This window comes from Paraburkholderia sp. SSBN10T (assembly GCF_056619545.1).
The window spans coordinates 74868-88307 of record NZ_JBWQQI010000021.1 but is presented as its reverse complement, the minus strand read 5'-3'; the positions used below and the strand labels follow the sequence as shown (position 1 = coordinate 88307).

The window sequence follows — 13440 nt, the reverse complement described above, 5'->3', positions numbered from 1 at the left end:
TGCGCCGCTTTACAGTTCGAGTTCAGCCAGAATCGTCGACGACGCCGAAACCTTCTCGCCAATCGACACGCGCGGCCGGCTGCCCACCGGCAGATACACGTCGACGCGTGAACCGAAGCGAATGAAGCCGTAGCGCTGACCGCGCGTGAGCGGCTCGCCGGCTCGCACGTAGCAAAGAATGCGGCGGGCGATCAGGCCGGCAATCTGCACCGAGGTCACGGTATGGCCGCTGGCGGTTTCGATCACCAGCGCGTTACGCTCGTTTTCGGTGGACGCCTTGTCGACGGCGGCGTTCAGATACGCGCCCGGGAAGTATTCGACCTTCGAAATCGCGCCGTCCACCGGCGAGCGTTGCGAGTGGACGTTGAACACGTTCATGAACACGCTGATTTTCAGCGCTTCACGATTGGCGTACGGATCGTGTGCCGTTTCGACGGCCACGATGCGGCCATCGGCCGGGCACAGCACGGCGTTGGCTTGCGAGGGAATGGGGCGAGCCGGATCGCGGAAGAACTGCACGACGAAGATCAGCAGCAGCCAGAACGGCCAGGCAAAGCCGAATCCCGCGAAGGCATGGATCAACAACGCAACGACGGCCGCGATGGCGATAAACGGCCAGCCTTCGCGCGCGATGATCGGATGAGGGTAATTCATGGATGGATGAGCTTCTGTATTTTTGTAAAACCGTAGGATAGCAAAAGCCGCCCAGGGTTCAGCACCCTTGGGCGGCTTTTTGACATGCCAGGCGCGCGCGGCAGTCCGCCGCGCCGGACAAGAGTGAAGACCGGCTTAGTTCTTCGACTGGTCGACCAGCTTGTTCTTGGCGATCCACGGCATCATCGCGCGCAGCTTCGAACCGACCTGTTCGATCTGGTGCTCGGCCGTCAGGCGGCGGCGCGATTGCAGCGTCGGTGCGCCGGCCTTGTTTTCGATGATGAAGCTCTTCGCGTACTCGCCCGTCTGAATGTCGGTCAGCACCTGCTTCATCGCCTTCTTCGTTTCAGCCGTCACGATCTTCGGACCCGTCACGTACTCGCCGTATTCGGCGTTGTTCGAGATCGAGTAGTTCATGTTGGCGATGCCGCCTTCGTAGATCAGGTCGACGATCAGCTTCAGTTCGTGCAGGCACTCGAAGTACGCCATTTCCGGCGCGTAGCCCGCTTCCACCAGCGTTTCGAAGCCGGCCTTGATCAGGTCGACGGTACCGCCGCACAGCACGGCTTGCTCGCCGAACAGGTCGGTTTCGGTTTCTTCGCGGAAGTTGGTTTCGATGATGCCGGCACGGCCGCCGCCGTTCGCCGCTGCGTACGACAACGCGATGTCACGTGCTGCGCCCGACTTGTCTTGCGCGACGGCGATCAGGTGCGGCACGCCGCCACCTTGCGAGTACGTACCGCGAACCGTATGGCCCGGCGCCTTCGGTGCGATCATGATGACGTCCAGATCCGCGCGCGGAATCACCTGGCCGTAGTGAACGTTGAAGCCGTGTGCGAAGGCCAGCGCTGCGCCTTGCTTGATGTTGGCATGCACTTCCTTGGCGTAGACGTCGGCGATCTGCTCGTCCGGCAGCAGCATCATGACGACGTCCGCGCCTTTCACGGCTTCCGCCACTTCCTTGACCTGCAGGCCGGCGTTCTCAGCCTTGCTCCACGATGCGCCGCCCTTGCGCAGGCCGACCGTCACCTTCACGCCGCTTTCGCTCAGGTTCAGTGCGTGCGCATGGCCTTGCGAGCCATAGCCGATGATGGTGACCTGCTTGCCCTTGATGAGGGAGAGGTCGGCGTCCTTGTCGTAGAAAACTTTCATGTCTGTTCCTTGGCTAAATTCGGTGAAATCGATGAAATTCAAATTGCGTGGGTGCTGCATGGCCGGGTGAGTGCAGGCACTGCCCGGCCTCGATCGTCAAGAAAACGCCGGGCCGCCCCAAGTTTTCTTGACCCCCTCGGGGGGCCTGTCGCGTCGCGACAGGTTTGGGGGCGCTCTCCATCCGGCGTCAAACCTTCAGAATGCGTTCGCCGCGACCAATCCCCGAACTGCCCGTGCGGACCGTTTCGAGAATCGCGGTGGCGTCGAGCCCTTCAATGAAGGCATCGAGCTTGTCGCTCGCGCCTGTCAGTTCGATCGTATAGGTCTTTTCGGTGACGTCGATGATACGGCCGCGGAAGATATCCGACATCCGCTTCATCTCCTCACGTTCCTTGCCGACCGCCCTTACCTTGATCAACATCAGCTCGCGCTCGATGTGGGCGCCCTCGGTCAGGTCGACCACTTTCACCACCTCGATCAGGCGGTTCAAATGCTTCGTGATCTGTTCGATCACGTCATCCGAGCCAATGGAAACGATGGTCATGCGCGACAGCGAATGGTCTTCGGTCGGGGCCACCGTCAAGGTTTCAATGTTGTACCCGCGTGCGGAAAAGAGGCCGACCACGCGCGAGAGCGCACCCGGTTCGTTTTCCAGCAGGACGGAAATAATGTGTCTCATGATTTCGCTTCTTCCAGATGTTTTGTCGACGTATGCGAGCCGGTTCGCGCCGCTTCGTCCGCCCTCGCCTTTTGTGAAGGCGCGCAGGACGCAGCCGGCGCTACAGAACCGTCGTTATAGATCTTCCGAACCGAGCAGCATCTCCGTGATGCCCTTGCCGGCCTGAACCATCGGCCAGACGTTTTCGGTCGGATCGGTCTGGAAGTCGAGAAACACCGTGCGATCCTTCAGGCGCAGCGCTTCCTTCAGCGCCGGCTCGACGTCCGCGGTCTTTTCGATGCGCATGCCGACATGGCCGTATGCCTCGGCGAGCTTCACGAAGTCCGGCAGCGCATCCATATACGAATGCGAATAGCGCTTGCTGTATTCGATCTGCTGCCACTGGCGCACCATGCCCAGGTAGCGGTTGTTCAGCGAAATGATCTTGATGGGCGTCTCGTACTGCTTGCAGGTCGAGAGTTCCTGAATGCACATCTGGATCGAGCCTTCGCCCGTGATACAGAGCACGTCGTCGTCCGGGTGCGCCATCTTCACGCCCATCGCCGCCGGCAGGCCGAAGCCCATCGTGCCGAGGCCACCGGAATTGATCCAGCGGCGCGGCTTGTTGAAGCGATAGAACTGCGCCGCCCACATCTGGTGCTGGCCGACGTCCGAACACACGAAGGCATTGCCGTCGGTCAGTTCGTACGCCTTTTCCACCACGTACTGCGGCTTGATGATGTCGCTCTTGCGGTCGAACTTCAGGCAGTCTTTGGCGCGCCAGGCTTCGATGTCCTTCCACCAGTCGGCGAGCGCCGCGGTGTCCGGGCCGTGCTCGGCCGTCTGCAACTGCTCGATCAGCTCTTTCAGCACTTCCTTGACGTCGCCGACGATCGGAATGTCGACCTTGACGCGCTTGGAAATGGAGGACGGATCGATGTCGATATGGATGATCTTGCGCGGCCGCGACGCGAAGTGCGCCGGATCGCCGATCACACGGTCGTCGAAGCGCGCACCGATGGCGATCAGCACATCGCAGTGCTGCATCGCCATGTTGGCTTCGTATGTGCCGTGCATGCCGAGCATGCCGAGGAATTTCTTGTCGCTCGCGCGATAGCCGCCCAGACCCATCAACGTGTTGGTGACGGGGTAGCCGAGCAGATCGGCGAACTGGTTCAGCTCACGCGCTGCATCCGCGAGGATGATGCCGCCGCCGGTGTAGATATACGGACGCTTCGCGCCGAGCAGCAAGGACACGGCCTTGCGGATCTGGCCAGAGTGGCCCTTCGTCACCGGGTTGTAGGAACGCAGCGAAATGGTCTTGAGCGGTTCGTACTGGCAAGGCGTCTTCGACACGTCTTTCGGAATGTCGATCAGCACCGGGCCGGGCCGGCCGGTGCGGGCGATATAGAACGCTTTTTTGACCGTTGCGGCGAGGTCGCGCACGTCCTTCACGAGGAAGTTGTGCTTCACGCAGGGACGCGTAATGCCGACCGTATCGCACTCCTGGAACGCATCCTGGCCGATCGCGGCGGTAGGCACCTGGCCGCTGATCACCACCAGCGGAATCGAATCCATGTAGGCGGTGGCGATGCCGGTCACCGCATTGGTGACGCCGGGGCCGGAAGTCACGAGACAGACGCCGACCTTGCCGGTGGAACGCGCATAGGCGTCGGCGGCATGGACTGCGGCTTGTTCGTGGCGCACGAGGACGTGCTGGAATTTGTCCTGCTTGTACAGCTCGTCGTAGATGTAGAGTACCGAGCCGCCAGGATAGCCCCAGACAAACTCGACGTCTTCGTCCGCCAATGCGCGCATGAGCACGGTGGCGCCGATAGAGTCAGTTTCGCGATGGGAAGTCGTATCCGACGTGGAGAATTCCGCGCTGGGCATATTCATCATTCACCTTTCGAATTTTCGGCAAAAAATTGATCGGGTGCTCTCTGCCGGGCTTGTGGCTCGGGTTCAAGCGGCGCGTCCACTTTGACAGGTGAGCTTCTTGGGCCACACCTCAAATGAGACAAGTCACTTATGTTGCGAACCGTCGAAGATATCTGTTGACGGCGGGCTGGTCAAGAAAATATTTCCGCGCTGCCTGCAACGATGTCGCGGAAAGGGTCGAAAAATTGCCATAAATTATCAATACGGCTGCGCGTTTTACCCCAGCGGGTCGAAAGTTTGTTAGCATCCGCCAGTTTTACGACAATTTCGATCGATTACGCGCACGCTCGCTGCGCCGACCCCCAACGGATGGCATCAGACAAGGAACTCGCCGATTTTCTGGCGGGCGTCGAAAGGCGCGCGTTCAAGCAGACGGTCTACGCCGTGCGGGACGACGACGCCTCGCTCGACATCGTGCAAGACGCGATGATCAAGCTCGCCGAAAAGTATGGCGACCGTCCAGCAGCCGAACTTCCGCTGCTGTTTCAGCGTATTCTGCAGAATGCGACACACGACTATTTTCGTCGGCAAAAAGTGCGCAATACCTGGGTCAGCCTGTTCTCGTCGCTCGGCAACGCCGAGGACGAAGAATTCGACCCTTTGGAGACATTCGAAGCACAAGAAGGCTCGGTAGGCGCCGAGAGTAGCGAGCAGCGGCTGGAGCGCGAACAAGTCTTACAGTTGATTGACGACGAGATCCAAAAATTACCGGCACGTCAACGGGAGGCGTTTCTCATGCGTTATTGGGAAGATATGGATGTCGCCGAGACTGCCGCCGCAATGGGCTGCTCCGAAGGCAGTGTGAAGACACACTGTTCGCGGGCCACTCATACGCTGGCGCAAGCGCTCAAGGCCAAAGGAATCACGCTATGAGCTCCTCTCTCGATACTAAAGAACTCGAGTTTGCAACGCAGATCCGCCGCGCGCTCGATGAAAACACTGCCAGCATTTCCCCCGCCGCCGTTGACCGGCTCGCCAAGGCACGCCGTACCGCGCTCGCCCGCAAAAAGTCCGAGCGGGTTGCCGCACCCGTCTTCGTGCCGGCCTTTGCCGGCGCCGCCGGGGTCCTGTCCGGCATGCCGCAGGCCGAAGCCCCGCAACGCCGTCGTTCGCCGCTGCGCCGCTTCGCGCTCGCCTGGCCGCTGGCCGCGCTGGTCGTCAGCCTGGTGGCGATCGCCTACTGGGAAGACCAGCAACGCACCGCTGAACTCGCCGATATTGACGCGGCCATGCTGAGCGACGACCTGCCGCTCAATGCCTATCTCGATCACGGCTTCAACGCGTATCTGTCGCGCGCGCACTGAGCGGGAGACTCTTCGGGTGAGTTACAAGCGCGGCCTCGCCGTTGTTTTCGGGTGCGCAATCGCGGCCCTGGTGTCGTTTGCCGCCACCTATCCACGCTTCTACCCGAGCGCCGCGAGCGTCGCCGCACCCAGTGCAAGCGCGCCTGCCAAGACCGTCGCGCCGGCCTTGGGCGTCGATCTGCCGGGCCTGCCTAGCACCAGCCCGCTGTCGTGGGCACGGCTCACCAACGCCGAGCGTGTTGCGCTGGCGCCGTTCGCCGGGGAGTGGGACAACTTCAGCGACGAACGTAAGCGCAAATGGATCAAGATCGCGTCGCGTTACTCGAAGTTGACGCCTGAACAGCAAAAAGGCCTGCAGGAGCGCATGACCGAGTGGGTTCGTCTGACGCCGGATCAGCGTCGTGTCGCACGCGAAAATTATCAGGTCTCGAAGGAACTGTCGCGCGAAGCCCGCGAGAAGGCTTGGAAGGCCTACCAGCAACTGCCGCCGGAACAGAAAGAGCGGCTCGCCGCCACCGAACGCAAGCGCCGGCCCACGGTCGTCAGCGCGCCGCCGTCGGGTAAAAGCGAGCTGAAGGACATCGAGCGCCTCGTCAACGAGCGCGAGCATGCGGCAAGCGGCGTCGTCGCCGCCAACGTGGCATCGGGCGCCGGCGCAGCCGTGCCGGTCGCACCGGCGCTTCCTACCACCGGCAGCTTTGTCCCCGCCACGCCGGTGCCGGTCTCGCCGCGCGAAGCGCCATCGATTTTCAACGGTTCGTAAGCACGGTGCGCCCGGCCCGCCGTCCTCCTATCGTGCCCTCCGCGCCCACCGTGCCGCCTTCGCTCACCCCACCCACGTCGCCCGCCCCCGCGCTGCCCGCCACGCCTTCGGTGCGCCGCCGGCTCGCGACGATGCTCTACGAAGCCGTGATCCTGTTCGGCGTGGTGTTCCTCGCCGGATATCTTTTCAGCACGCTCACGCAGCAACGCAACGGTCTGACGCATCACAATCTGCTGGCCGGCTGGATCGGTTTCGTGGTCGGCCTGTACTTTGTGTGGTTTTGGACCCACAGTGGCCAGACCTTGCCGATGAAAACCTGGCGGCTGCGGGTCGTCGCCGCAGACGGCTCGCCGCTCTCCGCGCCGCGGGCGATCCTGCGCTACCTGCTGGCCTGGCTATGGTTCCTGCCGCCACTGGCGCTGCATCCCCTTTTCGGCCTGTCGCTGCCGTACACGCTCGCGCTGGCGGCCGTATGGTTCGTGCTGTGGGCCGCTACTGGCCGGCTCGGCGCCAGCCGCCAGTTTCTGCATGACCGGCTCGCCGGCACACGCATCGTCGCCGTCAGCGCCCCTTCCGCGTAATAAGAACTTCTCGTGACTGTCACGGCACAGTCATGTGCGGATGGCGCAATACGGGCACTGCAACTCGACGCGTGAGCCATGGACCCCAACACGTCCGCGACTTCCTTGTTCCGCCAGACTGGCCCGAGCGTCGACCCCGTCGCTTTCCGGCCGGATTCCGCCTCTTTCGGCGCCGGCCTGCCGCTCCCGCTGCCGCCGCTCTCCTCGGACCCGCAACCCGGCCGTCACGACGACGATCACGAGGAACCGCACCGCTACCGGACGATCTGGCTGTCGGACATCCATCTGGGTTCGAGCGGCTGCCAGGCTTCGTATCTGCTCGACTTTCTGCGCCACAACGACTCGGAATATCTGTACCTGGTCGGCGACATCATCGACGGCTGGCAATTGAAGAAAGGCTGGTACTGGCCGCAGGCTCACAACGACGTCGTGCAGAAGATCCTGCGCAAGGCCCGCAAGGGCACCCAGGTGGTCTACATCCCGGGCAACCACGACGAAGCGGCGCGCCAGTTCTGCGATCTCGCCTTCGGCGACATCCACGTGCGCGGCGAGGCGTTCCACACCACGCTGGCCGGCAAGCGCCTGTGGATCGTGCACGGCGACCTGTTCGACGGCGTGATCCAGCACGCCAAATGGCTCGCCTATCTCGGCGACACGCTCTACACGCTGATCCTCGTGCTGAACCGCTGGTTCAACCGCATCCGCAGCCGCCTCGGCTTTCAGTACTGGTCGCTGTCGCAGTACCTCAAGCACCAGGTGAAGAATGCGGTGAACTTCATCTCCTCGTTCGAACGCGTGATGACCGACGAAGCGCGCCGCCGCGGTTGCGACGGCGTGGTCTGCGGCCATATCCACAAAGCCGAGATTCGCGACATCGACGGCGTACTCTATTGCAACGACGGCGACTGGGTCGAAAGCCTGTCGGCGCTCGTCGAAACCTTCGAAGGTGAGCTCAAGGTGATCTACTGGACCGTGATGCGCGCGCCCGAAGTCCGGCCGCAAAAGGCCCGGGCGACCGCGTAGGGGCCATGTAGCACCCGCAGTCCTCTCTTAACTTCTATTGGGCCAAAACCGATGAAGATCATGATCGTCACCGATGCATGGGAGCCGCAGGTCAACGGCGTGGTACGCACGCTGAAGAACACGACCCGCGAACTCACCGCGCTTGGCCACCGCGTCGACCTGTTGACGCCGCTCGAATTCAAGACGATCCCCTGCCCGACCTACCCCGAGATCCGCCTTTCGCTGTTCCCGAAGCGCAAGCTGCGCGAGCGCATCGATGCATTCGCACCGGACGCGCTGCACATCGCCACCGAAGGCCCGCTCGGCATGGCTGCGCGCGCCTATGCGATCCAGCACAAGCTGCCGTTCACGACGGCCTACCACACGCGCTTTCCGGAATACGTGCAGGCGCGCTTCGGCATTCCGCTCTCCGCCACCTACAAGTTTCTGCACTGGTTCCACAAGGCATCGCTGGCGGTGATGGCGCCGACGCCGGTCGTCAAGGCCGACCTCGAAAAATTCGGCTTCACGAATGTGGTGCTGTGGACGCGCGGTGTCGACCTCGAGATCTTCCACCAGATGGATTCCAAGGTACTCAACACGGCACGCCCGATCTTCCTGTACGTCGGGCGCGTGGCGGTGGAAAAGAACGTCGAAGCGTTCCTCAAGCTCGATCTGCCCGGTTCGAAATGGGTCGCCGGCGAAGGCCCGGCGCTGGCCGAGCTGAAGTCGCGCTATCCGCAGGCGAACTATCTGGGCGTGCTGACCCAGGCCGAACTCGCCAAGGTGTACGCCGCCGCTGACGTGTTCGTGTTCCCGAGCCGCACCGACACCTTCGGCCTCGTGCTGCTCGAAGCGCTCGCCTGCGGCACGCCGGTTGCGGCGTATCCGGTCACCGGCCCGATCGACGTGCTGGGCGACGGCGGCGCCGGCGCGATGAACGAAGACCTGCGCGAAGCCTGCCTCGAAGCGCTGAAGATCGACCGCGCCCATGCGCGCGCATGGGCCGAGCGCTTCTCGTGGAAGGCCGCTTCCGAGCAGTTTGCCAACCATCTGAAGCCGCTGCCGCGGCCCTCGTTCAGCGAGGAGAGTGCGGCCGCGTGACCCGCCCCGCCAAGCCGCCCATGCGAGCAAGAGCCTCCAGCGTCCGGCGCACGCCGCACCGCGCGCTGCGTTCCGTCGACACCGAAGCGACCGGCATCGATCCGTTCGACGACGTGCACGAACACGGCGCGCCGCCCGCGGCGGACGGTACGTTCGACAGCGTGCGGCGTGCCCGCCCGCTGTCGCACGACACCTCCCCGGCCTCGGCTGCTAACCACACAGACCCGGCTCACCATCACGACGCCCACGAGCCGCTCGGCCCCGACGATCCCCTCGCACCGCTGCCGTTCAATCCCTATAAGGGCAATCGCGGCATCACGCGCGCGTGGCATGCGATGAAAAATTCGCTGGCGGGCTTTCAGGTGGCGATCCGCGAGGAAAGCGCGTTCCGCCAGGAGCTGACGCTCGCGGCCATCCTCGTGCCGTGTGGCCTGATCGTGCCGGTCGATCCGGCGGGACGCGTGCTGCTGCTCGGCTCGGTCCTGCTGGTGCTGATCGTCGAACTGTTAAATTCGAGCGTCGAAGCCGCGATCGACCGCATCTCGCTCGAGCGGCACGAGTTGTCGCGGCGCGCCAAGGACCTCGGCAGCGCAGCCGTGATGGTGGCGCTCGGCATGTGCGTGATGACGTGGGCGCTGATTGTCGGCCCTCTTGTGGTGCATTGGATCAAAGCGTGGCTGTAGCACCGGCAGCAGGCTGATAGTCCAGGCAAGAAGGCACGTGCGAACCGTCACGGCGTGAAAACCCTGAGTTCGGCCTGGGTATGAGAACGGTCGGTTTATAATCGACCGATACACTTACATACCAACCGCGTCAGGGTGGACCACGCAGTCGCGCGGCCAACCCGGCGCTATCTCAGGGCCGGACGACATGGAAGCCAAACCTCCCCGCCGCACCCGCGAACGGATTCTCGAACTGTCGTTGAAGCTTTTCAACGAGATCGGCGAGCCGAACGTCACGACGACGACGATCGCCGAGGAAATGGAAATCAGTCCGGGCAACCTGTACTACCACTTCCGCAACAAAGACGACATCATCAACAGCATCTTCAGCCAGTTCGAGCAGGAGATCGAAAAACGTCTGCGCTTTCCGGACGATCACCGCGCGACGATCGACGAGATGTGGTCCTACCTGCAGTACATGGTCGATTTCACGTGGCGCTACCGTTTCCTGTACCGCGACCTGAACGATCTGCTGGCGCGTAACCGCACGCTGGAGACGCACTTCAAGCAGATCATCAGCCACAAGGTGCGCTTCGCGAGCCAGTTCTGCGACCAGTTGGTCGCAGACGGCGAAATGGTGGCGACGCCCGACGAGCTGCACGTGATTGCGACCAATGTCGGCGTGATCGGCACGTACTGGCTGTCGTACCAGTTCGTGATGAATCCGCGCAAGTACAACGAACAGGAAGCGATCCGCGCCGAACTGCATCAGGTCAGCGTACAGATCGTTTCGCTGATGGCGCCGTACCTGCGCGGCCGTTCGCGGCAGATCTTCGACGACCTCATTTCGGGCAAGCTGCCCAAGCGCGAGTTCTACGACTACCTGCCGCCCAAGGAAGGCGCGGCGCCGCGCAACGAACCGAAGGACGTCTGAACATGAAGTCGGTGTGCGTGTACTGCGGCTCCTCCGACGGGGCCAAACCGCTCTACGCGGAAGCCGCGCGCGGCTTCGGCCGTGCGCTCGTCGAGGCCGGTCTGGCGCTCGTCTACGGCGGCGGCAGGGTCGGCCTGATGGGCGTGATCGCCGACGAGGTGATGGCCGCGGGCGGCCGTGCGATCGGCGTGATTCCCGAGTTGCTCGTCAACAAGGAAGTCGGCCACAACGGCTTGACCGAATTGCATGTGGTGCCCGACATGCACCAGCGCAAGAAAATGATGGCGGACCTCTCGGACGCGTTCGTCGCGATGCCCGGCGGCGCCGGCACGCTCGAAGAGCTGTTCGAGGCCTACACGTGGGCGCAACTCGGCTATCACCAGAAACCGGTGGCGCTCCTCAATATCGACGGCTACTTCGATCCGCTGATCTCCATGCTCGAACATACGGTGCAGGAAGGCTTCATGCGCCGGACCTACTTCGACATCCTGCAGATCGATGCCGACCCGGCAGGCCTGATCGCCAGATTGCGGGCCTATCGGCCGCCGCCGAAAGACAAATGGGCCGATAACCGCGACGCGAATTGAGCATCGCCCAGGATCGCCCTGCAAGGTACGGCGCTGCGCCGCGCTGAGCAACCGGTTACACGACAGAAGGCAACCATGACAAAAGTCGTTCTGATTACGGGCGCAAGCCGCGGCATCGGCCGCGCGACGGCGCGTTTGCTGGGCGCACGCGGCTGGTCGGTCGGCGTGAACTATGCGCACAACGAAGCCGCTGCGCAGGAAACCGCCGCCGAAGTGGGACGCGCCGGCGGGCATGCCCGCGTGATCCAGGGCGACGTGGCGCAGGAAGCGGACGTGATCGCCATGTTCGACGCCGTGGAGCACGCCTTCGGGCGGCTCGACGCGCTGGTGAACAACGCCGGCATCGTCGCCCCGTCCATGCCGCTCGCCGAGATGGACGCCGCACGCCTGAAGCGCCTGTTCGACGTCAACGTGCTGGGCGCCTATCTGTGTGCCCGTGAAGCCGCGCGGCGCATGTCGAAAGACCGGGGCGGCGAAGGCGGCGCGATCGTCAATCTGTCGTCGGCGGCGTCGCGCCTCGGCTCGCCGAACGAATATGTCGACTACGCGGGCTCGAAAGGCGCCATCGATACCCTGACCATCGGTCTTGCCAAGGAACTCGGCCCGCAAGGCGTGCGGGTCAACGCGGTGCGGCCGGGTCTGATCGACACCGAGATTCACGCGAGCGGCGGCCGTCCCGACCGTGCGGCGGTGCTCGGCTCGCAAACGCCGCTGGGCCGCCCAGGCAGTGCCGAGGAAGTCGCCGAGACCGTCGTCTGGCTGCTGAGCGATGCTGCCTCGTACGTGAACGGCGCGCTTCTCGACGTGAGCGGCGGCCGGTAGGCGGTGGCGCGGAGCCTATAACGGGACACGCGCTGACGGGAGGATCTGGACCGGCATGACGGCGCGGCACGGCCGCCGTTCAGAACGTCGAACCCGGCTTGCTCAGAAACGCGCACTCTTCCTCAGTGGAGGGCCGCCCGAGCAACGCGTTGCGATGTGGAAATCGCCCGAAGCGCTCGATCACCGCCGCATGCCTGAGCGCCGAGCGGTAATAGCTCGCACCCGCCGGCTCGGCTTCGAACGGTTTGAACAAACGCAGCGAGTCGTGCTGGCTAGCCGGCGTTTCATCGTGTTCGAACGGCAGATACGCGAAGGCACGATGAAACAGGTCGGGCAGCAAAAGATCCGCGCCGCTTGCGATCATTTGCCTGGCGATCCTCAAGGCATGCGCGTCGGCCGCAAACGCGCGTGCAGCGCCGCGATAGAGATTGCGCGAGAACTGGTCGAGCACGATGACGAGCGCCAGTGCACCCAGCGGTGTGCAAGTCCACGTGTCCAAAGCGCCCTGCACCGCCGCCGCGTGCAGCGCGCCGAAGCGCTCGCGCAACATGGCGTCGAACGCGGCATCGCGCTTGAACCATGCCTTTCTGTCCTGCCCATAGGTTGCGGAACCGGGCGCGCCGAACCAGCAGTCGAGCACCGCTCGGGCGGGCGCGTCGAGTGCGGCGTAGTCCGTTGCCGCGTCGTAGGTTACGGGATCGGATGAACCTGCATCGTCGCTACCCGGTGCACGCGTCTTCATCGTTCAAGCCCCATTCTCGCTTCCGGTCTGCTGCAAAAAGTCATTGCGACGGCAGCACTCTTCCCGTCAATCCGGCCGGTTGCGCATCCAGTCAGCCGTTTCGAAGAACGAGTGCAGCAGGCGTTCGCGCAGCGGCTCCGAAAGTCCCACGTCTTCCATCGCCCACGCCATGCAGCGCAGCCACTGGTCGCGCTCGCTCGACGCAATCGGAAACGGCAGGTGCCGCGCGCGCAGCCTCGGGTGGCCGAAGCGGCTGATGTAGTGATCCGGCCCGCCTAACCAGCCGCACAGAAACCAGAAGAATTTGTCGCGCGAACCCTCGAGGCTCGGCGGATGCAGGGCGCGAATGCCCGCGAATTCAGGCTCAAGGTCCATCAGGTCATAAAAACGGTCGATGAGTTCGCGCACGCGCGCCTCGCCGCCCACCAGTTCGAAGGCCGTCGGTTGGGCCGGCGCTTCGTCGATCGGATCGGTCATACGATTAACTGCAATCTGCAAAAGGAATCAAAAGAAGGAACGCAGTGACGTTCCGGC

The 13440-nt window shown here is 63.3% G+C and carries 16 protein-coding genes; 10 read left to right on the top strand and 6 right to left on the bottom strand.

Features of this window, described 5'->3' with window-relative positions:
- Window positions 1–9 precede the first annotated feature (9 nt).
- The 4 genes from AC1ECK_RS27755 to AC1ECK_RS27740 form a co-directional block, all read right to left on the bottom strand.
- Window positions 10–654: a phosphatidylserine decarboxylase gene (locus AC1ECK_RS27755; RefSeq protein ID WP_137954523.1), complete on the bottom strand. Its 645-nt coding sequence runs from the start codon at window positions 652–654 to the stop codon at window positions 10–12.
- A gap of 135 nt (window positions 655–789) precedes the next feature.
- The gene (gene ilvC / locus AC1ECK_RS27750) at window positions 790–1806 is read right to left on the bottom strand and encodes a ketol-acid reductoisomerase (protein WP_480324892.1); all 1017 of its coding nucleotides are present in this window, start codon (window positions 1804–1806) and stop codon (window positions 790–792) included.
- Between the two features lie 187 nt (window positions 1807–1993).
- Window positions 1994–2485, bottom strand: a complete 492-nt coding sequence (ilvN, locus tag AC1ECK_RS27745; RefSeq protein ID WP_074301882.1) for an acetolactate synthase small subunit — start codon at window positions 2483–2485, stop codon at window positions 1994–1996.
- 114 nt (window positions 2486–2599) lie between these two features.
- A complete protein-coding gene (locus AC1ECK_RS27740; protein ID WP_480324988.1) occupies window positions 2600–4363 on the bottom strand; it encodes an acetolactate synthase 3 catalytic subunit in 1764 nt (587 codons plus the stop codon).
- Window positions 4364–4714: 351 nt separating this feature from the next.
- On the opposite strand from AC1ECK_RS27740, the gene AC1ECK_RS27735 reads away from it, so the two are divergent.
- The 10 genes from AC1ECK_RS27735 (at window position 4715) to AC1ECK_RS27690 (ending at window position 12164) form a co-directional block, all read left to right on the top strand.
- Window positions 4715–5278: an RNA polymerase sigma factor gene (locus AC1ECK_RS27735; protein ID WP_480324890.1), complete on the top strand. Its 564-nt coding sequence runs from the start codon at window positions 4715–4717 to the stop codon at window positions 5276–5278.
- Window positions 5275–5709, top strand: a complete 435-nt coding sequence (locus tag AC1ECK_RS27730) for a DUF3619 family protein (protein ID WP_480324888.1) — start codon at window positions 5275–5277, stop codon at window positions 5707–5709. Before AC1ECK_RS27735 ends, AC1ECK_RS27730 begins: the two co-directional genes overlap by 4 nt.
- A 16-nt stretch (window positions 5710–5725) precedes the next feature.
- The gene (locus AC1ECK_RS27725) at window positions 5726–6472 is read left to right on the top strand and encodes a DUF3106 domain-containing protein (RefSeq protein ID WP_480324886.1); all 747 of its coding nucleotides are present in this window, start codon (window positions 5726–5728) and stop codon (window positions 6470–6472) included.
- Window positions 6473–6522: 50 nt separating this feature from the next.
- Window positions 6523–7053 carry an RDD family protein gene (locus AC1ECK_RS27720; protein ID WP_480324884.1) on the top strand — a complete coding sequence of 177 codons (531 nt, stop codon included), beginning with the start codon at window positions 6523–6525 and terminating at the stop codon, window positions 7051–7053.
- A 78-nt stretch (window positions 7054–7131) separates the two neighbouring features.
- A complete protein-coding gene (locus AC1ECK_RS27715; protein ID WP_480324882.1) occupies window positions 7132–8076 on the top strand; it encodes a UDP-2,3-diacylglucosamine diphosphatase in 945 nt (314 codons plus the stop codon).
- A gap of 51 nt (window positions 8077–8127) precedes the next feature.
- Window positions 8128–9159: a glycosyltransferase family 4 protein gene (locus AC1ECK_RS27710; protein ID WP_480324880.1), complete on the top strand. Its 1032-nt coding sequence runs from the start codon at window positions 8128–8130 to the stop codon at window positions 9157–9159.
- A 20-nt stretch (window positions 9160–9179) separates the two neighbouring features.
- Window positions 9180–9842, top strand: coding sequence for a diacylglycerol kinase (locus AC1ECK_RS27705; protein WP_480324878.1), 663 nt, complete (start codon window positions 9180–9182; stop codon window positions 9840–9842).
- 187 nt (window positions 9843–10029) lie between these two features.
- Window positions 10030–10755: a TetR/AcrR family transcriptional regulator gene (locus AC1ECK_RS27700; protein WP_137954512.1), complete on the top strand. Its 726-nt coding sequence runs from the start codon at window positions 10030–10032 to the stop codon at window positions 10753–10755.
- 2 nt (window positions 10756–10757) lie between these two features.
- Window positions 10758–11342, top strand: a complete 585-nt coding sequence (locus AC1ECK_RS27695; protein ID WP_480324876.1) for an LOG family protein — start codon at window positions 10758–10760, stop codon at window positions 11340–11342.
- 75 nt (window positions 11343–11417) lie between these two features.
- Window positions 11418–12164: an SDR family oxidoreductase gene (locus tag AC1ECK_RS27690; protein ID WP_480324874.1), complete on the top strand. Its 747-nt coding sequence runs from the start codon at window positions 11418–11420 to the stop codon at window positions 12162–12164.
- Between the two features lie 79 nt (window positions 12165–12243).
- Here AC1ECK_RS27690 and AC1ECK_RS27685 read toward each other — a convergent pair whose 3' ends face one another.
- Both AC1ECK_RS27685 and AC1ECK_RS27680 read right to left on the bottom strand, forming a co-directional pair.
- Window positions 12244–12906, bottom strand: coding sequence for a DUF924 family protein (locus AC1ECK_RS27685; protein WP_480324872.1), 663 nt, complete (start codon window positions 12904–12906; stop codon window positions 12244–12246).
- A 66-nt stretch (window positions 12907–12972) separates the two neighbouring features.
- Entirely contained in the window at window positions 12973–13383 is a 411-nt protein-coding gene (locus tag AC1ECK_RS27680; protein ID WP_480324870.1) for a group II truncated hemoglobin, read from the bottom strand.
- Between the last annotated feature and the right edge of the window lie 57 nt (window positions 13384–13440).